Here is a 21952-nt window from a genome sequence, read left to right as displayed (position 1 = left end):
GAAGGTGGGCCAGTGGGCTGGATCGTGGCGGTCGACATCGGCGGAACGTTCACCGACGTCGTGGCGGTGTCCGAGCAGGGACGGCTGGTGCGGCACAAGACGCTGTCCACTCCGGAGCAGCCCGAGCTGGGGGTGCGGCGCGGCATCGAGCATCTGCGCGCGCGGCTGCCGGACCTGCCGGAGGCCGTCCGGATCATCCACGGGACCACGCTGGTGTCCAACGCGCTCATCTCCCGCGGCGGCGGTCCGACCGGCCTGCTCACCACGAGGGGGTTCCGCGACCTGCTGACCACCGGAACCGAGGGCCGGTACTCCCTGTTCGACCCGTTCGCGCCGATGCCCGCTCCGCTGGTGCGACGCCGGCTGCGCCACGAGGTGACCGAGCGGGTGGCCGCCGACGGAGCCGTGGTCGCCGAGCTGGTGGAGGAGGACGTCGAGCGCGCCATCGAGGCCTGGCGGGCGGCGGGCGTGCGGTCGGTCGCGATCTTCTTCGTCAACTCCTATGCCAACCCGGTGAACGAGATCCGCGCGCGCGAGCTCATGGAGCGTTCCGGGGCGTTCGACGCGATCTCGGGGTCCAGCGAGATCAGCCGGCGGCTGCGCGAGATCCCCCGGCTGTCCACCGCGGTGGCCGACGCCTACGTCAAGCCGCTGGTGGTGCGCTACCTGAACCGGCTGGACGAGTGGCTGGACGGCGACGGCTACACCACCAATCGCTACATGATGCAGTCCGAGGGCGGGCTGACCAGCTTCGACGACGCACGCCGCTACCCGATCCGCATCGTGGAGTCCGGCCCGGTCGGCGCGGTCGCGCTCACCGCCGAGATCGCGCGCGTGCGCGGCGACGAGACCGCGATCTCGTTCGACATGGGCGGGACGACAGCGAAGATCTGCGCGGTGCGCGGGGCCGAGCTGCCCATCTCCGAGGAGCTCGAGGTAGCCCGGGAACGGCGGTTCGAGAAGGGCAGCGGCCTGCCGCTGTCGATCCCGAGCATCGACATGGTCGAGATCGGCGCGGGCGGCGGCTCGATCGTCTCGGTGGGGTCCACCGGGTTGATCGAGATCGGCCCGGAGAGCGCGGGCGCGGATCCCGGTCCGGCCTGCTACGGGCTGGGTGGGCGCGCCCCCACCGTGGCCGACGCCGACCTCGTCCTCGGCTACCTGCCGGACGCGCTGGCCGGCGGGACCTTCACCCTCGACCGGAACGCCGCGCGCGAGGCGCTCCAGTCGCTGGACGTGCCGCTGGACGAGTCCGAGCACGGCGAGCACCTCGCCGCGGCCCACGCGGTCTTCGAGCTGGTGAGCCACTCGATGGCGGCGGCGATCGTGCAGCACGGGCTGGACCGCGGGCTCGACATCACCCGGGCGTGCCTGGTCGCCACCGGCGGCTCCGCGCCGGCACACGCCTGGCGGGTGGCGGAGATCGCCGGCATCGACGCCATCCTCATCCCGAACGAGCCGGGCGTCGGCTCCGCGCTCGGCATGTCGATGGCGCCGGTGGGGTCCTCGACAGTCCGGAGTGCCCCGCTCGGCTGCACGGAGGACAACCTCGACGAGATCCGCCGGCTCGTCCAGGCGCTGCGCACCGACGCCTACGCCGCATGGGCGGCGTCCTCCGGGGTGCCGGATCCGCCGAGCCTGAGCTTCTTCGTCACCGCTCGCTACCTCGGCCAGTGGCACGAGCTGGAGATCGAGCTGCCCAAGGGACCGGTCGACGCCGGCTGGCTCGCCGAGCTGAAGGCACGGTTCGAGGCACGGTTCGGCCGGGTCCTGCGGCGCGCGAGCCTCGACTACGGGGTGGAGCTGCTGGACTGGCGGGTGACGGCCACCGAGTCCCAGCACCGTCCCGTCACACCGGGCCCGGTCGAGGACGAACCGGTCCGGGACGCTTCGCCCCGATCACGCGAGGCCTTCTTCGGAGCCGGCCTACGCACCACGCCCGTCCTCGCGCGCAACACGATCACCCAGCGCTGGGTGGACGGACCGCTGCTGCTGGACGAGGCCACGACCACCACCGTCGTCCCTCCACTGTGGAGGGTGCGGGAATCGGCCGGACTGCTCGAGCTGCGAAGGACGCCAACCCATGCTCAGTGAACTCCAGTTCCAGGTCCTCTGGCGGCGCCTGATCGGTGTCGCGGACGAAGCCTCGGCGGTCTTGGTGCGCGGCTCCTTCAGCCCCGCCGTCACCGACATGAAGGACTTCGCGGTGACGCTGCACGACGCCGACGGGAACATGATCGCGCAGAGCCGGGACACCGGAACCATCTCCATTCTGACGGCGCTGATCCGCGGCGTCCCCAAGGTGCTGCGGACCTTCCCCACCGAGACGATGCGACCCGGCGACGCCTTCGCCTCCAACGACCCGTGGCTGTTCGCCGGACACAAGCACGACGTCGTGGTGGTCTCGCCGCTGTTCCGCCGGGGCAAGCTCATCGCCTTCGCGGCCTGCGGTCTGCACGTCGCCGACATCGGTGGCCTCGGCCTGAGCGCGAACGGCTCCGACGTGTACGAGGAGGGCCTGGAGATCCCGCTGATGCGCATCGTGTCGGCCGGCGTACCCGACCAGACGCTGCTCGCCCTCGTCCGGGCCAACGTGCGCGAGGCCGCCTCGGTCCTCGGGGACATCCTCGGCCAGGTCGAGGTGACCCAGGGGGTCGAGGCTCGGCTGAACCAGATGCTCGACGAGTACGACCTGGACGACATCGCCGACGTCGCTGCGCGCATCGTGTCGGACTCGGAGGCGGCGATGAGGTCGGCGATCCGCCGGCTCCCCGACGGCGAGTACCGGGCATCCACCCAGATGGACGGCATGGACGAGCCGGTGCGCATCGAGGTGACGGTCCGGGTACACGACAGCGACTTCTTGATCGACTTCACCGGCACCGACCCGCAGCTGCCGTACGCGATGAACTGCCCGCTCAGCGTCACCTACGCCTGGGCAGCGCACACGGTCCGCACCGCGCTCGCGCCCGACGTGCCGAACAACGAGGGCTGCTACCGGCCCACGCACGTCAGCTCCCCGCCGGGGACGGTCGTCAACCCGTCCCGGCCGGCTCCGGTGGCGGCTCGGCACATGGTGCAGAACGCGCTCGCCGGCGTCCTGGCCAGGGCCCTGTCCACGCCCATCCCGCACCGGGTCGTCGCGGAGAGCGGCCAGCAGTCGATCATGGTCGTACGTGGCGTGGACGGCGACGGCTCGCCGTTCTCCTTCTGGTGGAACATGGCCGGCGGCATGGGCGGCGCACGGGGCATGGACGGCCTGTCCGGCAAGTCGTTCCCGCTGTCGCTGCCCACCATTCCCGTGGAGGTCATGGAACGCGCGGCGCCGATCCGCGTGCTGGCGAAGCGGCTCGTCGCCGACTCGTGCGGGCCCGGCGCCTTCCAGGGCGGCCTCAACCAGGAGATCGAGTTCACCGTCGAGTCCGGCGACCGCTTCACCGTCACCCCGCTCATCGAACGGCAGCGGCACGCCGCTCGCGGGCTCTTCGGCGGCCTGGCCGGCGCGACCGGAAGCTTCCTGGTCGACGGTGCGCCGGCGCACGGGAAACGGCCGGTCAGCGTGCCGCGAGGCGGGGTCGTCTCGGCCTCCGGCGGAGGCGGTGGCGGGTACGGCGACCCGTCCGAGCGCGACGTCGACCGGGTCGTGTCCGACCACGCCGACGGGTTGATCAGCCGGGACTTCGTCGCCCGCTGGTATCCGCACGCCCTGGACCAGATTCCCACACCCATGGAGGAGAGGCGATGAGCAGGAGCGCCGTGCACACCGACCGTGCACCCAAGTCGAAGAACCCGTTGTCCCAGGCCGTCATACACGGCGGGGTCGTGTACTGCGCGGGCCAGGGTCCGCTGGACCCGAACACGGGCGAGATCGTGCCCGGCGGCATCGAGGCGCAGACGCGGCAGACCTTCGACAACATCCGCGCCGTCCTGGCCGCGGCCGGAACCTCGCTGGCCGACGTCCTCACCGTGACGTGCTACCTGCGCAAGCGCGAGGACATCGCCGGCTTCAACGCCGTCTACCGGGAGGTGTTCACCGAGCCGTATCCGGCACGGTCGGCCTTCATCGTCGGCGACCTCTTCATCGACATCGACATCGAGGTAGTCGTCACGGCCGCCCTGCCGTCGACTGCGTGACACGCGGCCGGCTTTCCGCCACACCCGCCCAGCCAGTGCAAAGGACCACCGATGACAGACCCGATGCGGCCTGCGCCCGCCACCGTCCTGGTCGAGCGGGACGACGGCGTCGTGCGCATCCTGCTCAACCGGCCGGCACACGGAAACGCCGTCAACCGCGCGATGGCGGCACGGCTGTCCGACGTGCTGGACCAGGTCAGGGCCGACGACACCGTGTCCGCCGTCATCCTCGGCGGCGCCGGCGACCGGTTCTTCTGCACCGGAGGCGACGTCAAGGAGTACGGGACCCTCTCGCCCGAGGAGCTCGGCGACCAGTTCGCCCGGATGCGCGCGGTCTGCTCGATGATCGAGGCGCTGCCGGTTCCCGTGGTTGCCGCGATCGACGGGCCCGCGGTGGGCGGCGGGCTGGAGCTGGCGCTCGCCTGTGACATCCGCATCGCGTCGGGGCGCGCGTGGTGCCAGCTGCCCAACGTCCGGCTCGGTGTGGTCACGGCCTGGGACGGTGGCCGCCGGCTGGCCGAGCTGGTGGGCACGTCGCGGGCCCGGGAGATGGTGTTCAGCGGTCGGCGCGTCACCGCGGCCGAGGCGCTCGCCATCGGCCTGGTCACCTCGGTCGCACAGTCCGCACGGGACGCGGCGGGAGAGTTCGCGGCCACCGTGGCGCGCGCCCCGGTGGCCGCCGTTCGGCGGGTCAAGGAGGTCGTGCGAAGCCGGTGCCACGGCCACGACTGCCCGGCGGCCGGCGCGGGCGGCGCGGCTGACGCCGTGCTCGACCTGTGGTTCTCGGTCGGGACGATCCGCCAACCTGCCGGCGTCCCGGCCGCGGAGGGCGGTGAGGGTCATGCCCGGACCGCCGAGTGACGTGCCGGCCGCCGCGGGGCCACTCGCCGGGGTGACCGTGTTGGAGCTCGGCCACGCTCTCGCCGGGCCGTTCTGCGCGATGTTGCTCGGCGACCTGGGTGCGGACGTCATCAAGGTCGAGCCCCCGACCGGCGACATGCTGCGGCACAGTGGACCCTTCGACGGTCCGGAGAGCCTGTACTTCACGGCGCTGAACCGGAACAAGCGCAGCGTCGTCGTCGATCTGAAGTCGCCCGAGGCGCGGCGGGTCGCCGAGCAGCTGCTGATCCGTGCGGACGTCGTGATCGCGAACTTCCGCGCCGGCGTCGGCGCCCGGCTGCACGTCTCCTACGAGGACGCCGCCCGGGTGAACCCGGCCGTCATCTACCTGAGCATCAGCGGGTACGGGTCGACCGGGCCGAACGCGAGGTGGGGCGGGTTCGACCAGGTCGCCCAGGGCGCTTCGGGACTCATGAGTGTCACCGGGACGACCGGATACACCCGGGTGGGCGTGCCGATCGGCGACGTGCTGGCCGCGACCTACGGCACGGTCGGCGTGCTCGGCGCCCTGCATCGGCGGTCTTCGACCGGCCGCGGCGAGCACGTGGAGACCTCCCTGCTCTCCGCGCTGGTCTCCAGCCTCGGCGTGCTGGCCGAGACCTACCTGTCGCGGGGCGAGGTCCCCTCCCCCGCCGGCAACGATCATCCGGTGCTGTGGCCCTACGGCGTGTTCGAGGCCCAGGACGGAATGATCAACGTCGCGGTCGCACACAACGGCCTCTGGCGGCAGCTGTGCGAGGTCCTACACCGCGAGGACCTCGGCAGGGCCGAACGATTCGCGACCAACGAGCTGCGCGTGCGCCACCGGGACGAGATCCGGGAGCTGCTCAACGGCGAGTTCGGCAAGCACACCAGAGACTGGTGGACCGCACGGCTCAACGCGCACGGCATCCCGGCCGGACCGGTCAACACGTTGGCGGAGGTCTTCGCCGATCCACAGGTCCTCGCCCAGGATCTGGTCGCGGAGGTGACCGGAGCCGGCGGCCGGCCCAGGCGGACGCTGGGCAGCCCATTGAGGTTCTCCGCCGGGTCACGGCCCGTTCGCTCCGCCGCACCGGACCTCGGCGCGGACACCGACGAGGTGCTCGCCCAGGTCGGCTTCGCCAAGCCCGTGATCGAGGACCTCCGTCGGTCCGGCGTGGTGGGACGCACCGCATCGGCGGAAGGAGTCGCGTGGGCATGAGGTTCGTACGGTTCGGTGACTCGGGGCGGACGGGCATCGTCATCGACGGCCCCGACGGCTCGGTCGTCGTCGACGTGCTCGCGACGGTGGAGCGGGCCCGCGTCGAGCTGGGCAGCGAGACCAGCGCGGTGGTCGGCGGCCTGCTCAAGGACGGGTCATGGCGAGAGCTGATCGGCGCGTGGGACGCGGCGGGACGCCGGCACATCCGCGAGCTGGCCGACCGTGCGGAGCGGCGACTGCGTGCCGGCGACGACCGCATCGTGGCTCGTCCGCTGGTACAGCTGCGGCTCGGCCCGCCACTGCCGTCACGCCGCGGCCGCGTCTTCGCCCTGGGCGCCAACTTCTCCGACCACGCCTCCCAGGCCTTCTCCCGGATGTCCGGCCACGGGATGACCCCGGACGCGGCGCGGTCGGAGCACGACCGGGGCCTGCCGCCGTGGGGCTTCCAGGTCATCCCGGACGTGATGATCGGACACGACGCCCCGGTCACCGCGCCGCGCGGAGTCGAGCGGCTGGACTACGAGGCGGAGGTCGCGGTCGTGCTCGCGACGGGCGGACGGAACCTCACGGCCGGGGAGGTGTCGTTCTGGGGGCTCTCCGCCTTCAACGACTTCAGCATCCGGGACGGGCTCACCGAGGGATCTGGCGTGGACCGCGGCCCGCTCGTCTGGGCCCTGGCGAAGAACTTCCAGACGGGCAAGTCGATGGGTCCCTGTGTCGCGGTCGACGCCGGGATCGACATCGACGACGTGCCCTTCACACTGGCGGTCAACGACGAGGTCCGGCAGCGGGCGTCGACGAGCCAGATGATCTACTCGTTCACCGAGGTCGCGACGTTCCTGTCGCGCTACCTGGACCTGCTTCCCGGAGACGTCATCACCTCCGGCACGCCGAAGGGCACCGCGCTCGACAGCGACCTGCCGTACCTGGCCGCGCACGACGACGTGCGGGTCCGGATCGCCGAGGTCGGTGAGCTCCGGAACACCATCGCCCCCTGGTAACCGGCGTTCGCGCGGTTGCCCGTCTCACGCAGCGGGAGGCATCGTGGAAACGATCACGACGGCCGGCGAGACACGCCTCGACGTGCTCGAGCGGATCGAGCGCCGGGTGCTGTGGTTGGCCACGGCCATCGTCGACCACGCGAACCGGGTGCGGCCGAACCCGTCCGGGCTCAAGGTCGGCGGCCACCAGGCGTCGTCGGCGTCGCTGACGACGATCATGACCTCGCTCTGGTTCCGGCACCTTCGCGCGGAGGACCGGGTGTCGGTCAAGCCGCACGCCTCACCTGTGCTGCATGCCATCAACTACCTGCTCGGCCGGCTGGACACGTCCTACCTGACCACGTTGCGGGCCTTCGGCGGCCTGCAGAGCTATCCCAGCCGCACCAAGGATCCGGACCCGGTCGACTACTCCACCGGATCCGTCGGCATCGGCGCGACGGCACCCGTCTGGGGCGCGCTGGCACGGCGGTACCTGTCGTCCGTCGGCGACGTCGAGCACGGCCCGGTGGGACGGCAGTACTCGCTGCTGGGCGACGCCGAGCTGGACGAGGGGGCGGTGTGGGAGGCGGTTCTCGACGCCAACGTGCTCGACCTCGGCGAGGTCGTGTGGATCGTGGACGTGAACCGGCAGTCACTGGACCGGGTCATCCCGGGCATCGCGATCGGCCGGGTGCGCGGCATGTTCGAGGCGGCCGGGTGGCAGGTGCTGACCGTCAAGTACGGCACGCTGCTCGAGGAGCTGTTCGCCCGTCCGGGCGGACAGGCGTTGCGCACCCGGATGGACGAGATGTCCAACCCCGAGTACCAGCGGCTGCTGCGCTGCGGTCCGGGTGAGCTGCGCGACCGGCTGGTCGACGGCGTCGAGCCGGTGGCCACGGCCGTCGCCCACCTGGACGACGACGCGCTGCGGGCGTCGATCCGCAACCTCGGCGGCCACGACCTCGACGCGCTCGACCACGTCTACCGCTCCATAGACGACACCCGACCCACGGTGATCTTCGCCTACACGATCAAGGGCCGTGGCCTGCCGATGGAGGGACACCCGCAGAACCACTCCGCGCTGCTCACCGCCGAGCAGCTCGGCGAGCTGGCGGCCGGCCTCGGCGTGGACGAGAGCGAGCCGTGGGCCCGGTTCGCCGACGACAGTGACGCCGGGCGGTGGTGCGCCGACACGGCCGCCCGACTCGACCGGCCCGAGCCGCGACCGGCGTCGCCGCCGCCGCTACCGGCCGACCTCGGCCGCACGCCGGCCGGGACGGCCACGACCCAGGCGGCCCTGGGACGTGCGTTGCTGGACCTGAGCCGGCTGGCACCCGAGACGGCCCGGCGCATCGTGACGGTGAGCCCCGACGTCGCGTCCACGACCAACCTCGGCGGTTGGGTGAACAAGGTCGGCGTCTGGTCGGCCCGCGAGCGGGTCGACTGGTTCGCCGACAACGCCGAGACCATCCTGCACTGGCGCGAGCGGCCCACCGGGCAGCACATCGAGCTCGGCATCGCCGAGACCAACCTCGTCGGCCTGCTCGGCGAGCTGGGCGCGACGTGGAGCCGGTGGGGCCAGCCGCTGCTGCCGATCGGGGTGCTGTACGACCCGTTTCTGGCCCGAGCCCTGGAGCCGTGGTCGTTCGGCATCTACGCCGGCGGCCAGTCGATCCTCGTGGGCACCCCGTCCGGCGTCACGCTCGCGCCCGAGGGCGGAGCACACCAGTCGATCACCACACCGTCGATAGGGCTGGAACAGCCTGGCTGCGTCACCTACGAGCCAGCCTTCGCCGTCGACGTCGAATGGATCCTGCTGGCCGCGCTGGGGCGGCTGGGCCGCCCGGACGGATGCTCGGCGTACCTGCGGCTGTCCACCCGCCCGGTCGACCAGACGCTCGCCGCGGTGCCCACCGATCCGTCGGCCAGGGAACGCCGGCGCCGGCAGGCGGTCGCGGGCGGCTACCCGCTCCGGCGCGCCGCACGACCGGACGTCACCATCGCCGCGATGGGCGCGGTCGTCCCCGAGGCACTGACCGCTGCCGACCGCCTGGACGCCGCCGGAGTCGCCGCCGACGTCGTCTGCGTCACCAGCGCCGACGTGCTCTTCCGCGCCGTGCGAGCCCGGCAAGGCCAGGACGACGGTCCGATGTGGATACTCGACCAGACGCTCCCCGGCGAGCGGGCGTGCCCGCTGGTGACCGTGCTGGACGGCCACCCACACACCTTGACGTTCCTCGCCACGGTCAACCGGGTCCCGCACACCGCGCTCGGGGTCACCCGGTTCGGGCAGTCCGGCTCGTTGGCGGAGGTCTACCGCCACCACGGCATCGCCGCCGACGACATCGTGCAGGCCGCCCTCGACCTGTCCGAATGACCGACAAACGCCCTGGCCCGCAACAACGCTCTCAGAGGCCGGCCAAATCGACCATGGCAAATCAGCCAGGTGCAGATCGGGATGCCCTCGCGTTGTGGCGCGGTGCGGCCATGCGGGACGTCGGCCTGCAGGACAGTGCGGCGTTCGACGCGGCGGTCACCCGGCTCGAGGGCCTGCGCCTGACGGCCATGGCGGCACTCCGCTCCCGATCGTGCTGGAGGTCCGGGCACGCAACACCGATGACGCCGTGTGCGGATCGGCCCCGGCTTCACCGTGGAGACAACCCCGCGAGTGGTCAGGTGTAGTACCGCGCAAGGGCCGCGGCGGTGTCGGCCACGCGGGCGCGGAGCTCGGGTGGGTGGAGCACCTCCAGGTCGGCGCCGAAGCCGAGGATCAGCCGCTGGGCGTGGTCGAGGCTCTCGATCGGAACGGTCGCCTCGACCCACCCCGCGGCGTCGGGGTCGCCGGCGGTCTCGGTGACGGCGCGGTGAACGGCCGGCTCGACGACCGTCGGCAGGCGCTCGAGCAGCGCGGGGGACACGCGGATCGTCGCCGTGTCGGTGTGGCGCCTGTCGTCGAAATCGTCCACATAGGACTTCCAGTGGGCGGCGAGGTCGAACCCGGCCGGCCGGGTGAAGCCCTCGTCCAGCACGGTCAGATCGAGGATCGCCGACACCCGGTACGTGCTCACCCGGCTGCTCGCACCCACCAGGTACCAGCGTCCCGACTTGAGGACCAGCCCGTACGGGTCGAGGGTGCGGTCGACCTCGGCCGGCGCGCGCCAGCGCCGGTACCTGATCCGGATCCGCCGCTCCCGCCACACCGCGTCGGCCGCGGCCGCCAGCGCCGGGGCGTCGTCCGGCTCGTGGTACCAGGCGGGCGCGTCCAGGTGGAACCGCTCGCGGATCCTCGTCGCCCGGTCACGCAGGTCCGGCGGCAGCGACGCGGTGAGCTTCAGCCACGCCGCCGCCACCTCGGCACCCAACCCCAGGTCCCGGGCCGCACCGGGCAGACCCGTCAGGAACAGCGACTCGGCCTCCGGCTCGGTCAGCCCCGTCAGCCGCGTGCGGTAGCCGTCGACCAGCTGGTAGCCGCCGGCGTGCCCGGCCTCGCCGTACAGCGGCACCCCCGCCGCGTGCAGCGCCTCGACGTCCCGGTACACGGTCCGCACGGACACCTCGAGGTCCTCGGCCAGCTGTGCCGCCGTCAGCCGGCCCCTGGTCTGCAGCAGGAGCAGCAGCTGGACGATCCGGGAGGCGCGCACGACGAACCCTAAACCAACTGACATCGGATGTCAGTGGACCGGCCATAGCGTTCCCGCCATGAACGACTTCGACTTCCTCGTCGGCACCTGGGACTCCGTCCAGCGCCGGCTCGTCAAGCCCCTCACCGGCAGCGACGAATGGGACGAGTTCACCGGCCGGACCCGCTGCTACAGCCTGTTCGACGGCGCCGCCAACCTCGACGAGGTCACCTTCCCCGAGAAGGGCTTCGGCGGCGTCACGCTGCGCCTGCTCAACCGCGAGACCGACGAGTGGTCGATCTACTGGGCGAACTCCCGCACCGGCATCCTCGCGCTGCCGCCGGTGGTCGGCCGGTTCGTCGACGGCGTCGGCGAGTTCTTCAGCGAGGAGGACTACGAGGGCCGGCCGATCGTGGTGCGCTACCGCTGGTTCGACATCACCGGCACGAGCGCGCGGTGGGCGCAGGCGTTCTCGGTCGACCGGGGCGAGACCTGGGAGACCAACTGGGCCGCGGAGTTCACGAGGACCGGACGGGGTGCGTAGCGGCGAGGTGCCTAGCCGAAGAGGATGCGGCGAGCGGCGGCCCGTCCGAGTGGCGTGCGCAGCAGGGTGAACGCCGTCGTCGCGGCGGTGGGTGTGCGCACCCGGGCCAATCCCCGGCGTAGCATCAGCCGTCCTCGGAAGCGGGCCCGCAGCGCGGCTCCGTCGTAGTGAGCCAGCGCATCCGGGCGCCCGGATCGCAGGGCGTCGTCGAGGACGGCGACGGCGAGCTCCGACAGCCGCAGGCACGGGTCGAGGCCGCCGGCGGTGAGCGGAGAGACCGCACCCGCCGCGTCTCCGACGAGAAGCCCGTCAGCGCAGCTGATCCGGCGGAGCAGGCCACCGACGGGGATCGGCCCCCCGCGTCGTTCGACCTGTTCCGGGCGATCGACGCCGGGCAGTCCGGGCGCCGCGGCGCCGAACCGCTCCAAGGCCCGGCGAAGACCGCCGGGAAAGCGGTTGGCATAGCCGCCCACGCCGACATGGGCATGCCGCCCATCGTTGACGACCCAGGCCAGGTACCCGGGAGCAAGCGTTGGGTCGAGCACGCAGTGAAATGCCGGGGGCCGCTCGCTGCGGGGAATCGTGAAGACCTCCTCGGCACCGACCAGCAGGTGGTGGTTGCGGCTCAGGGCGAGGTCGCGGGCGACGTGCGAGCGGGCTCCGTCGGCGCCGACGACGAACCGCGCGCGCACCCGGGTCGGACCCCCGTCCCGACTGGCCAGCTGGAACGTGTCGGCTCGCCGGCCGGTATAGCGAGTGCCCAGCGCTATCCGCACCCCGGCATCGGCCGCGGTGCGCGCTGCTGCCGCGTAGAGCGGCGCCATGTCGCCCACCCGGTACTCGTCTCGCGCGCTGACCAGGGTCACCGGATTGCGCAGGCTCGGCGGGTAGAGCACCACTCGTCGAATCGGTGGTCCGAGGCATTCGGGAGGCAGCGGGAAATCGTCGAGCGTGCGCCGAACGAAGATCCCTGTGGTGCGGATGGCGCCGGTCAGCGCGGGCCGCCGGTCGACCAGCAGTACGTCGTGGCCGCGTTGGGCGAGCAACCTGGCCGTGTGCAGCCCGGCCAACCCGGCCCCCACAACCAGCACGTCGACGATCACGTATCGACTATCGTTAAGTTCCTACCGAATTTCAATAGGCGATCGGGAGTCCGGTGATGGCGTTGATCATCTCGGCGGCCCGTTCGCAGGCGGACGCCGGCTCGAGGCGGCCGACCAGCACCGCCTCGAGCATGGCCTGCAGTTGCACGGACACCCGCGCGTACTGGGTCGTCGCCGGCCGTACGGTCGCGCCGGCCAGCATCCGGCCGGTCGTGCACAGGAACGGCGAGCCCTCGCTCGCGCGGGTGACCGCGGACTTCCGGGACGCCAGCTGCCAGGTCGCCGTCGACATCCCGATCTGCGCCTCGGTCGAGACGACGTCGCGGAGCAGCCGCATCGCCTGGCCGGACTGCCTGGCCTGCCGGAAGATCGCGTAGGCCATGCCGCCGGACAGCGTGGTGTCGACCCGGTGAGGGCCGGTCGGCACGCTGGTGAAGCCGAACACGTCGAGCAATCGCTCGCGGGGCAGCGACGCCGCCTCGGCGAGCGCGACGGCGTCGTAGCTGCCGCCGAACGCGAGGCTGGCCTGGCCCTGAGCGAGCTGGCGGATCGGTCGGTCCCACTCGTACGACACGACGTCGGCGCTGACCAGACCCTCGACCACGAGACCGCGGAGGAAGGCGAGGCACTCCACCGTCCGGGGCGTGTGCAGGGTGATCCGGCCGGACTCGACGACCCTCGCCCCGTTCGCGGCGAGCAACGCGAGCAGGCAGTACGTCGTCGTCTCCCCGCCCCGCGAGCCGCCCGGGAGGGTCAGCGGCGGATGGTCGCCGTCCCGGCGCAGCGTGCGCAGCACCGCAGCAAGATCATCCCAGGTCCGCGGCTCGGCCCGATCGGTGCCGGCGAGGTCGTCGCGTCGGTACCACAGCCCGGCGACGTCCGCCTCCGCCTGCACCGCGACCGTGCGTTCCCGGTACTGGTTCGCCGAGCGGAACGGCTCCAGGAAGTCGGTCTCGTACTCCCGGCGGATCCAGTCGGGGTCGAGCTCGTCCAGCGGGGCGAGGAAGCCGGAGGCGGCGAACTCGCGCGTCCACACCGAGTCGATCACCGCGAGGTCCGGCGCGCGCCCCTCGGCGACCGCGTGGATCAGAAAGCTGTGCAGGTCCGCGAGGTCGACGGTGGCGATGTTGAGCACCAGCCCGTCCGGGGTCACCTGCCGGATCTGCTCCTCCCACCGGCCGTCCGGCACCACGACGCGTACCTCCGCCGCGGACCGCTTGCCCGCGATCCAGTGTGGGTTGACGAACGAGCCGCGGCGTCGGTGGCGGAGCACCACGCCCTCCTCGGCCAGCTCGGACAGCGCCCGGTTGACCGGGGTTCGGCTGATGCCGTAGGTGCGGCACAGCTCGTGCTCGGTGGGCAGCCGCGCGCCCGGCGCGTACCGCCCGCTCACGATCTGCTCCATCAGCAGGGTCTTCAGCTGCACGTACACCGGCAGCGGCCGGCTCGAGTCGATCGCCTCCTGCACCCGCCACCCCTATCGGCACGCTCCCTGTGCCCGGGCCATTATGCCGCCACCACCGCGCGGGTTCACGTTAAGCGAGGTGCTCCAGGCAGAGCGTGCCGATCACGGCGGCCGGCCAGGCGAACCAGTGACGAGCGAGCCAGGCGCCAGTGCCGGCGTCGTACGTCTCCGGCAGCAACCCGTCGACGCTCGCCACCGCATCGAGCCGGCGCACCACCGCCTCGAGCCGGTCCCGGTCGGTGGTGGCCAGCGCGACGGCGAGCTCCTGCACGTCCCCGAGCGACCAGGTACCAGGCGTGTGCGCCGAGCCGAGCCCGCCGAACCGGCCGGCCACGTAGCCGGGGTTGTGCGGGGAGAACGCGTACCGCATCGTCGCGGTCCAGACCGGGTCGGTCAGGCCGCAGAACCCCCACAGCGGGGCGAACGCGGTCGGCAGGTCGTTGGCGTCCTGGTAGCGACGGCGGCCGCCCGCGCAGTCGCTCTCGTACGCCCACTGCTGGCCGTACGGGCCGACACAGCGGAACCGCCGGTCGATCGCGGAGCGCAGCCCGTCGGCCACCCGGCCGAGCTGGAGCCGGCCGATGCCGAGCTCGGCCGACCACCGGTCCAGCCGCGTCGCCGTGTACCAGTAGAGGATCTGGTTGGAGAGCACGAAAGGCAGCTCCGCCCGCTCGTCGGCCGGGCTCTCCTCGCTGACCAGCAGCCCGTCCGGGCCGTCGCGGGGCAGCGTCTGCCACACCTGCGCGACGAGGCCGCCCCAGGCGCGAGCACGCTCGGCCGGTGCGGCGCCGGGGTGGTCCGGCCAGCCGCCGGCCGCATCCCGGTGATCGGCGAGCTCCAGCAGCGGGTACAGCTGCTGGTCGGCCTGGAGCGCGTGGTCCTTCGGCCGCCCGTCCGGCAGTTGGCTGCGTGCCCACCGGCCGTCCGGTCCCCGGCCGCGCAGGAACAGCCAGCGCAGGTGGCTCCCGACTGTCGCGTGGTCGCCGACCGCGAGCAGCAGCTGGGCCTGGTAGTAGGCGTCCCTCGTCCAGCTGAGCGGAAGCAGCCGGTGGTCGGTGAGGATGGCGCCGGCGGCGGTCGTGGTGCAGCCGCGAACGTAGCGCAGCGCGCCCCGGGTGATCCGTGCCAACTCCGGGCACGGGTCCTCGGGGGGCCGCGGCGTCTCGGTCGGATCGGGCCCGGCCCAGGGACCGACCTCGGGTCCGGTCTCGGGTACGGGGTCCGGGTCCGGTTCGAGCGAGACCACGACGGTGACCGTCACCTGCTGCCCGCCGGGCACGGCCAGCGTGGCCTCGCCGTCCGGCTCCGCCGACCAGCGTGCGGGATGGCCAGCGGTGCGGCCGGCGGTCACGGTCACGGTGACCGCCGCGGTGGCCGGCAGCGCCGGGGCGGTGAGCTCGACGCGGGCGGGGTCGACCCGGACGTCGGTGTGCACGGCGAGCAGCTCCGGCGGGTCGACCTCGGTGATCTCGGCGAGCGCCGAGCGGTCGAGGCGGCCGCGCAGCCGCAGCACCGCGCCGGGCCCGGCAGGACCGGACCGGATCACGTAGCGCTGGACGACCTCGGCGCGGCCGGCCGGTGCCCACGCGGCGGCTTCGCACGACCACCCGTCGCCGCGGCGGCGCCAGACCGGCCGGCCGGTGGCGTCGAGGCCGGCGACCCGGGCGGCCTCGTCCTCGCCGGGCAGCTCCAGGCGCAGGAAGCCGAACCGCTCCTCGGTCATCCAGGTCCGGTACCGGCGGACGGCGTCCGGGTCGCGGCGCCACCGCTCGTCGAACGGCGGCATCCCGGACAGCTCGACGAAGCCGTGCCGGTCGTGCGCCCGGCCGACCGACAGCCAGCAGCCGTCGGCGCCGAAGGACGCGGCGAGCACGCCGTTGCCGGTGTCGACCGGCTTGCGCAACTCGGCGGCCGGGACGACCGACTCGCTCAGCCCGATCACGACGGCGCGGCGAGGTGGGCGGCGCCGGTGTGCTCCACCGACCCCGCACGGTAGAGCTCCGGCTGCCGCAACGCGAGCGCCGGCTCCGTGACGCGTTCGCGCACGATCTCGCCGAGATCGACCGTGTGCCACAGCACCTGCTCGGCCGGACCCGCCTCGGCGAGCACCTCGCCCTTCGGCCCGGCGATCAGCGACCCACCGCAGAACCCGCCGCCCGCCAGGTTGGCGGCCACCGCGAACAGCTGGTTGTCCTGCGCCCGCGCCCTCGTGCGCAGCCGGAGCAGATGCTCGAAGCCGACCGGCACCGCGGACGGGATGACCAGGAGCTGCGTGCCGGCGAGGGCCAGGGTGGTGGCGAGCTCGGGGAAGGCGTGCTCGAAGCAGATCAGCGGGCCGAGCCGCCCGGCCGGAGTGTCCACTGTGACCAGTCGGTCGCCGGCCGCGAAGTGGCCGACCTCCGCCGGGTACAGGTGCGTCTTGCGGAACGAGTGCACCGCACCGCCCGGGGTCACCACCACCGCGCTGTCGTGGAGCGTGTCGCCGTCGCGTTCCAGCAGCCCGACCACGACCGTGGTGTCCAGCTCGGCGGCCAGCCGCCTGGTCTCGGTCACGGCGGGGCCGTCCAGCGGCTCGGCCAGCTCGGCACCGCGCTCGGCGACCAGCGCGAGGTCGTAGCCGCTCAGGCACAGCTCCGGCGTGACGACGAGGTCGGCCTCCCCGCCGTGCGCGCGCAGGGCGGCGAGGTAGCGGTCGACATTGCCCGCGACGTCGCCGGGCACCGCCGCGAGCTGCAGCACGGCGATCGTTGTCTCGGTCATCCCTTGACTCCTCCGGCGAACAACCCGCGGACGTAGTACCGGTTCAGCAGAGCGAACAACACGAGGGGCGGCAGGACCGCGATGATCGAGCCGGCCGCGACCAGGTTCTCCTGCGCCAGATGCGGGGACTGGAGGTTGGCCAGCCCCACGGTCAGCGGCTGGTGGTCCCGGTCGAGCAGGCTCAGCCCGAGCAGCAGGTCGTTCCACACGAAGACGAAGTCGATGATCGCGAACGACACGATGCCCGGCATCGCGAGCGGGAGCACGATCCGCCGCAGGATGTCCAGGTGCCGCGCGCCGTCGATGCGGGCCGCCTCCAGCAGCTCCTCCGGCACGTCGGCGAAGAAGCTGGACATCATGAACACCGCCCAGCCGGCGCCGAACGCGGTGTGCACCAGGATTATCCCGAGGAACTGAGTGTCGCCTGTGGACAGACCGAGCGTGCGCAGCCAGGGCAGCAGCGGGATCAGGATGATCTGCACCGGGACGATCATCGTGCTGATCAGCAGCAGGTAGACGATCCGCTTGCCGGCGAAGCGCATCCTGGCGAAAGCGTAGGACGCCATCGCGCCGGTCACCACGGTGAGCGCGACGGAGCCGACCGCGATGACGAAGCTGTTCACCGCGTAGCCGGACAGCGCCTCCCGCCAGGCCTCGACCAGGTTGTCGAGGGTCAGGTCGCCAAAGCCGGCGTGCCACCAGCCTTCCCGCGTCTGCCCGATCGGCACCGCCGCGATCATCGCCGCGGTGGCGACCGGCACCAGCCACAGCAGGCTGAGCACGGTCACCGACCCGTACAGCAGTACCGCGGACGTCCTGCCGCGCCTCATCGCGACTCCCCCCGGCCCATCAGGCTGCGCAGGTACGGGTAGGCGAGGAGCACCATCACCACCGACATGAGCACCGCGATCGCCGCGCCGACTCCGGCCTTCGGCTCGGTGAGGAACGCGAACGCCTGCTGCCACAGCAGCAGCGCGAGCACGGTGGTGTCCTGCGCCGGGCCGCCCTCGGTCATCACGTACACGATGTCGAACGTGCGCAGCGCGAAGATCACGCTCACGACGTAGGTGATGATCAGCGGCTTGCGCAGGTGCGGGATCAGCACGTAGCGCACCACCTGGCGGGCACGGCAACCGTCGATGCGCGCGCTGTCCACCAGCTCGCCGGGCAGCGAGGAGAGCCCCGCGGTGTAGGTGACGACCCCGAACCCGGTGAACGCCCACACCGCGGGCAGGATCAGCGACAGGTTCACCAGCCGCAGCTCGGCGAACCCGAGATCGAGGTACCCGACGTCGGCGAGCCACTCGCCGGTTCGGACGTGCAGCGGTCCCCAGTCGATCGCGAAGTCCAGGCGCAGGGCGCGCAGCACGGCGTTGAGCAGGCCGACGTCCGGGTCGGAGTTGTAGACGAACGACCAGATGACGCCGGCAGCGGCGAGCGAGATCGTCATCGGCAGGATGAACACGGTCCGGAACAGCGGGGCGAGTCGCCCGAGGTGCCAGATCAACACGCTGACCAGCAGGGCGAACCCGGTCACCAGGACCGGGAACACGGCCAGCCACACCAGCGAGTTGAACGCGGCGTTCCAGAACTCGTCGGCCCCCAGCGCCGTGGTGTAGTTGGCCGTACCGACCGGGTACCAGGTCGAGGTGTCCGCGGGATCCCACGGCGCGAGCAGGCTCCACTCGAAGAGGCTGGACAGCACGGTCTGCACGGCCGGCCAGAGGTAGAACCCGGCGAAGACCAGCACCAGCGGCCCGATGAACACCCAGGCGACGCGCTGGCCACGCCGGCGCCGGCCGCGCATCGCCCGCCCGGTCGTGGCGGGCGTCGTCGTCCCGGCCGGCTGCTCCGCCCGGTCCGCCGTCGGGGTCCGCGGCGCGGTCATTTAGCCGACCGGGTGTCAACCTCGGTCATCGCCTCGACGAACGCGTCGACCGAGTGGTCCCGGGCGAGCTGCGCGAGTGCCTGGGTGTAGGTCACCTGGACCTCCCCGCCGATCCAGTCGTCGAGGTCGTAGGCCGCGTCGACGTTCCCCTTCGGCCACAGTTTCGCGGCCTCCCGGTCGTTGACGGTCGGGTACACGCTGGTCGGCACCTGGAGGTTCGGCGCGATGTAGCCGCCGATCTTCGCCCAGATCCGCTGTGCGTCCGCGGAGCCGAGGTACTCGAGCAGCGCGCGGGTCGCCGCCTCGTGCTCGGTCGACTTGGCGCCGATGAACAGGTCGCCGCTGACCGCCTGGGCCGCCGGCACCGACGGGTCGTAGGCCGGCATGGGGAAGAACGCCAGGGTCTTGCCCGGCTCGATGCCCTCGTCGCACTCCGCCGGCGCGATCGAGTTGACGAACGCGCCCTGGTTCTGGAACGCGTAGTCGCCCTTGGCCCGGGCGCAGGTGGCGTCGGTGAACCCCGCGGAGAGCGCGTTGGCGGGGAAGTAGTCGCGCATCAGGTCGGACAGCACCGTGAATGCCTCGACGACCCGCTCGTCGTCCCAGCCGAGCTCGCCGTTCTGCAGCTGGTGGAACACCTCCGGCCCGGCGACCCGCAGCAGTACCGGGTCGGCCCACTGGGTCAGCGGCCACCCGTCCTTGCCGCCGACCGCGAACGGCTCGACCCCGGCCGCGCGCGCCGTGTCCGCCGCGTCGAGGAACCCGTCCCAGGTCGTCGACGGCTCGATGCCCAGCCGCTTGAGGTGGGTCGGGTCGTACCAGATCAGCCCGTTGACGTTGCCCTTGAAGTAGACCGCCTCCGTGGCGTCGCCGGCGCCCTTGGCCACGTCACGGAGGGAGGCGGGGTAGGCGCCGTCGGCCACCCAGGTCTCCCACATGTCGTCGAGCTCGAGCAACAGGTGCTGGCGGGACAACGTGCGGATGATGCCGGGCAGGGCCACCGACACGTCCGGCGGCGAACCCTGCGCGAACTGCTGGGTCAGCAGCGCCTGGGTCTGGTCGAACGGCACCTGCTCGACGCGTACGTCGATGTCCGGGTGCTTGGCCTCGAAGCCGTCGATGACCTTCTGGAAGGCGTCCCCCTCCGAGCCGGTCCAGTTGGCGACGACCCGCAGCTCGCCGGCGAGCTCGTCGCTGCCGGCGTCTCCGTCGCCGCACCCGCTCGCGACGAGCGCCAGCACGCCGACGGCAGCCGTGACCACGACGGAACGGATGCGGTGGCGCATCAACTTGTTCATGGAAGCTTCCTTCGTCACCAGCTGGCGATCGGATCGTTACTCTGCGTTTTGTCATCGGAGAGATACAAAATGGTGGCGCCGCCTGCCGGTGATGTCAAGAGGAACCGGGTGGTCAGTCGGTGAAGGTGAGGATTTGGCGTGTGGTGGTGCCGGTGGCGAGGGTGTCGAATGCTGTGTTGAGTTCGCCTGGGTGGATGGTGTTGTCGTGTAGCTGCTCGACGGGCAGGCGGCCGGCTTGGTGGAGGGCGAGGAGGCGGGGGATGTCTCGGCGTGGGACTGCGGAGCCGAGGTAGGAGCCGAGGAGGTGTCGTTGCTCGGTGATGAGGGAGAGCGCGGGGATGGTGAGTTCCGCGTCGGGTGGTGGTAGTCCGATCGAGATGGTGGTGCCGCCGCGTCGGGTGGCGAGGTAGGCCTCGCGGAGTACTGGGGTGCTGCCGACTGCTTCGAATGTGTAGTGGGCGCCGCCCGCGGTCAGTTCGTGGATCTGTTCCACGGTGTCCGGGCCGGCGAGCAGGGTTTCGGTTGCCCCGAGTTGTTCGGCGAGTGTCAGTTTCGGTTCGATGGTGTCGACGGCGATGATGGGGTGGCAGCCGGCGAGGCGGGTGCCGAGTACCACGCTCAGTCCTACGCCGCCGAGCCCGAAGATCGTCGCGGAGGTTCCGGGCAGCGCTCTGGCCGTGTTGAGCACGGCGCCCACTCCGGTCAGCACGGCGCAGCCGAACAGGGCCGCCCGCTGCAGTGGTACGTCTTTGTCCACTGTGATCAGTGAGGCGACCGAGGTGACGGTTCGTTCGGTGAACGCGGAGACACCCAGGTGGTGGTTCACCGGCTCGCCCGCGCGGTGAAACGGGCGGGTGCCGTGGAGCAGGGTGCCGGCGCGGTTGGCGTGGGCGCCCGGCTCGCACAACGCCGGGCGCCCGGACTGGCACTCGACACACGCTCCGCACACCGGGACGAAGGAGAACACGACGTGGTCGCCGGGCCGCACGTCGCGTACGCCCGGCCCGACCTCCTCGACCACGCCCGCGGCCTCGTGCCCGAGCACCATCGGGGTCGGCCGCGGCCGGGTTCCGTTGATCACCGACAGGTCGGAGTGGCACAGACCGGCAGCGTGCACCCGCACCATCGCCTCTCCCGGCCCCGGCGGCGCGAGGTCCAGCTCGACCACCGAGAGCGGGCGGCTGCTCCGGTACGGCGGTGGCATACCGGCCTCGGTGAGCACCGCGGCGCGAACCTTCATCCCGAACCCTTCCCACGACTCGACACATGGCCGGCCGATCCAGCCACCGAACCGTAGGGTCGCCGGCCCGCGTTACACCGGCGCTACAACCCACCCCCAACCCACCCCCAACCCACACCCAGCCCACGCCCAGACCACGGCCCCGTCCCGCGCCCAGACCACGCCCAGACCACGCCCAGACCGCGCCCAGACCCGTGCTCAGTCCGTGTCCGGCACCAGGGCCGGACGGAGCCGACGCAGGCGCAACGCCAACTGGAGCTCAAGCGCCGGCAACGGCTCCCGCCAACTCTGCCCGAGCAGCGCGGTGATCCGCTCCAGACGCTGCGCGACCGTGTTGACGTGCACATGCAACGCGGCGCGGGTGCGGTTCAGATTGCCGCACGCCTCGAAGAACGCCTCCAACGTGCCGACGAGATCACTACCCCGCTCGGCGTCATGAACGAGCAACGGACCAAGCGCCGCGCGGATGAAAGCGTCGACCCCGGCCGGATCCTGAGGCCCGAACAACAGCCGAACAAAGCCAAGCCCGGCCACATCGGCCGCATCACCCCGACGCCCAAGAGCAAGCAACGCCGACACACACCGCCGCGCCTCGCGATACGCATCCTGGATCGACCGAGGCCCGACAGCCGGACCGGCCGCACCCGCGGTGACCACACCATCCAGCGCCTCACCAAGCCGCCGCACAACCAACCGCGCGGCATCACCCGGCGCCATACCCGGCAACGCCAGCACCACCTCACCCCCACGATGCGCGGCCAAACCACGCAACCGAGCCGACAACCGAGCCGCCGCAGCCAACACACGACTCCGCGCGACACCCTCCACCTTGGCGAC

18 protein-coding genes are annotated in these 21952 nt (G+C 72.0%); 8 read left to right on the top strand and 10 right to left on the bottom strand.

Features of this window, described 5'->3' with window-relative positions:
* Positions 1–12: 12 nt before the first annotated feature.
* The 7 genes from ACRDTB_RS23080 to ACRDTB_RS23050 are packed head-to-tail and all read left to right on the top strand — an operon-like array spanning position 13 to position 9574.
* The gene (locus ACRDTB_RS23080; RefSeq protein ID WP_431433448.1) at positions 13–2094 is read left to right on the top strand and encodes a hydantoinase/oxoprolinase family protein; all 2082 of its coding nucleotides are present in this window, start codon (positions 13–15) and stop codon (positions 2092–2094) included.
* Positions 2084–3745, top strand: coding sequence for a hydantoinase B/oxoprolinase family protein (locus tag ACRDTB_RS23075; protein WP_431433446.1), 1662 nt, complete (start codon positions 2084–2086; stop codon positions 3743–3745). The genes ACRDTB_RS23080 and ACRDTB_RS23075 overlap by 11 nt, the downstream gene beginning before the upstream one ends.
* Positions 3742–4134 carry a RidA family protein gene (locus ACRDTB_RS23070; protein ID WP_431433445.1) on the top strand — a complete coding sequence of 131 codons (393 nt, stop codon included), beginning with the start codon at positions 3742–3744 and terminating at the stop codon, positions 4132–4134. The genes ACRDTB_RS23075 and ACRDTB_RS23070 overlap by 4 nt, the downstream gene beginning before the upstream one ends.
* 51 nt (positions 4135–4185) lie before the next feature.
* The gene (locus ACRDTB_RS23065; RefSeq protein WP_431433443.1) at positions 4186–4995 is read left to right on the top strand and encodes an enoyl-CoA hydratase/isomerase family protein; all 810 of its coding nucleotides are present in this window, start codon (positions 4186–4188) and stop codon (positions 4993–4995) included.
* A complete protein-coding gene (locus ACRDTB_RS23060) occupies positions 4976–6217 on the top strand; it encodes a CaiB/BaiF CoA transferase family protein (protein ID WP_431433442.1) in 1242 nt (413 codons plus the stop codon). The genes ACRDTB_RS23065 and ACRDTB_RS23060 overlap by 20 nt, the downstream gene beginning before the upstream one ends.
* Positions 6214–7218, top strand: a complete 1005-nt coding sequence (locus ACRDTB_RS23055; protein ID WP_431433441.1) for a fumarylacetoacetate hydrolase family protein — start codon at positions 6214–6216, stop codon at positions 7216–7218. The genes ACRDTB_RS23060 and ACRDTB_RS23055 overlap by 4 nt, the downstream gene beginning before the upstream one ends.
* A gap of 43 nt (positions 7219–7261) precedes the next feature.
* Positions 7262–9574: a transketolase-like TK C-terminal-containing protein gene (locus ACRDTB_RS23050; RefSeq protein WP_431433439.1), complete on the top strand. Its 2313-nt coding sequence runs from the start codon at positions 7262–7264 to the stop codon at positions 9572–9574.
* A gap of 295 nt (positions 9575–9869) precedes the next feature.
* Here ACRDTB_RS23050 and ACRDTB_RS23045 read toward each other — a convergent pair whose 3' ends face one another.
* Positions 9870–10862, bottom strand: a complete 993-nt coding sequence (locus ACRDTB_RS23045) for a helix-turn-helix transcriptional regulator (protein WP_431433438.1) — start codon at positions 10860–10862, stop codon at positions 9870–9872.
* 34 nt (positions 10863–10896) lie between these two features.
* Here ACRDTB_RS23045 and ACRDTB_RS23040 point away from each other — a divergent pair, with 34 nt between their 5' ends.
* Complete coding sequence (locus ACRDTB_RS23040; RefSeq protein ID WP_431433436.1) at positions 10897–11361, top strand: hypothetical protein; 465 nt, start codon at positions 10897–10899, stop codon at positions 11359–11361.
* Between the two features lie 11 nt (positions 11362–11372).
* Here ACRDTB_RS23040 and ACRDTB_RS23035 read toward each other — a convergent pair whose 3' ends face one another.
* The 9 genes from ACRDTB_RS23035 to ACRDTB_RS22995 all read right to left on the bottom strand — a co-directional run.
* Positions 11373–12464 carry an NAD(P)/FAD-dependent oxidoreductase gene (locus ACRDTB_RS23035; RefSeq protein WP_431433434.1) on the bottom strand — a complete coding sequence of 364 codons (1092 nt, stop codon included), beginning with the start codon at positions 12462–12464 and terminating at the stop codon, positions 11373–11375.
* Positions 12465–12495: 31 nt separating this feature from the next.
* Positions 12496–13932 (bottom strand): extracellular solute-binding protein, encoded by a 1437-nt coding sequence (locus ACRDTB_RS23030; protein ID WP_431433432.1) that lies wholly within the window; start codon positions 13930–13932, stop codon positions 12496–12498.
* A 67-nt stretch (positions 13933–13999) separates the two neighbouring features.
* A complete protein-coding gene (locus ACRDTB_RS23025; RefSeq protein ID WP_431433430.1) occupies positions 14000–15871 on the bottom strand; it encodes a glycoside hydrolase family 125 protein in 1872 nt (623 codons plus the stop codon).
* Positions 15868–16689: a carbon-nitrogen hydrolase family protein gene (locus tag ACRDTB_RS23020; protein ID WP_431433428.1), complete on the bottom strand. Its 822-nt coding sequence runs from the start codon at positions 16687–16689 to the stop codon at positions 15868–15870. The genes ACRDTB_RS23025 and ACRDTB_RS23020 overlap by 4 nt, the downstream gene beginning before the upstream one ends.
* Complete coding sequence (locus ACRDTB_RS23015) at positions 16686–17519, bottom strand: carbohydrate ABC transporter permease (protein WP_431433426.1); 834 nt, start codon at positions 17517–17519, stop codon at positions 16686–16688. The genes ACRDTB_RS23020 and ACRDTB_RS23015 overlap by 4 nt, the downstream gene beginning before the upstream one ends.
* The gene (locus ACRDTB_RS23010) at positions 17516–18577 is read right to left on the bottom strand and encodes a carbohydrate ABC transporter permease (protein ID WP_431433424.1); all 1062 of its coding nucleotides are present in this window, start codon (positions 18575–18577) and stop codon (positions 17516–17518) included. The genes ACRDTB_RS23015 and ACRDTB_RS23010 overlap by 4 nt, the downstream gene beginning before the upstream one ends.
* On the bottom strand, positions 18574–19875 hold the full coding sequence (locus ACRDTB_RS23005) for an extracellular solute-binding protein (RefSeq protein WP_431433422.1): 1302 nt from the start codon (positions 19873–19875) through the stop codon (positions 18574–18576). Before ACRDTB_RS23005 ends, ACRDTB_RS23010 begins: the two co-directional genes overlap by 4 nt.
* Positions 19876–19987: 112 nt before the next feature.
* A complete protein-coding gene (locus tag ACRDTB_RS23000) occupies positions 19988–21115 on the bottom strand; it encodes a zinc-dependent alcohol dehydrogenase family protein (RefSeq protein WP_431433421.1) in 1128 nt (375 codons plus the stop codon).
* A 198-nt stretch (positions 21116–21313) separates the two neighbouring features.
* Positions 21314–21952: PucR family transcriptional regulator (locus ACRDTB_RS22995; protein WP_431433419.1), on the bottom strand; the 639-nt coding region annotated here is incomplete at its 5' end.

The organism is Actinophytocola sp. (assembly GCF_050699935.1).
GTDB lineage: Bacteria > Actinomycetota > Actinomycetes > Mycobacteriales > Pseudonocardiaceae > Actinophytocola.
Note: the sequence above shows the minus strand (reverse complement) of the source record. Positions and strands in the feature narration are given on the sequence as shown.

Bases quoted from the DNA above. Each gene is read 5' to 3' on its own strand.
- ACRDTB_RS23075 (WP_431433446.1), top strand. From the start codon at position 2,084: ATGCTCAGTGAACTCCAGTTCCAGGTCCTCTGGCGGCGCCTGATCGGT.
- ACRDTB_RS23070 (WP_431433445.1), top strand. From the start codon at position 3,742: ATGAGCAGGAGCGCCGTGCACACCGACCGTGCACCCAAGTCGAAGAAC.
- ACRDTB_RS23065 (WP_431433443.1), top strand. From the start codon at position 4,186: ATGACAGACCCGATGCGGCCTGCGCCCGCCACCGTCCTGGTCGAGCGG.
- ACRDTB_RS23060 (WP_431433442.1), top strand. From the start codon at position 4,976: ATGCCCGGACCGCCGAGTGACGTGCCGGCCGCCGCGGGGCCACTCGCC.
- ACRDTB_RS23055 (WP_431433441.1), top strand. From the start codon at position 6,214: ATGAGGTTCGTACGGTTCGGTGACTCGGGGCGGACGGGCATCGTCATC.
- ACRDTB_RS23045 (WP_431433438.1), bottom strand. From the start codon at position 10,862: ATGTCAGTTGGTTTAGGGTTCGTCGTGCGCGCCTCCCGGATCGTCCAG.
- ACRDTB_RS23040 (WP_431433436.1), top strand. From the start codon at position 10,897: ATGAACGACTTCGACTTCCTCGTCGGCACCTGGGACTCCGTCCAGCGC.
- ACRDTB_RS23020 (WP_431433428.1), bottom strand. From the start codon at position 16,689: ATGACCGAGACAACGATCGCCGTGCTGCAGCTCGCGGCGGTGCCCGGC.
- ACRDTB_RS23015 (WP_431433426.1), bottom strand. From the start codon at position 17,519: ATGAGGCGCGGCAGGACGTCCGCGGTACTGCTGTACGGGTCGGTGACC.
- ACRDTB_RS23010 (WP_431433424.1), bottom strand. From the start codon at position 18,577: ATGACCGCGCCGCGGACCCCGACGGCGGACCGGGCGGAGCAGCCGGCC.
- ACRDTB_RS23005 (WP_431433422.1), bottom strand. From the start codon at position 19,875: ATGAACAAGTTGATGCGCCACCGCATCCGTTCCGTCGTGGTCACGGCT.
- ACRDTB_RS23000 (WP_431433421.1), bottom strand. From the start codon at position 21,115: ATGAAGGTTCGCGCCGCGGTGCTCACCGAGGCCGGTATGCCACCGCCG.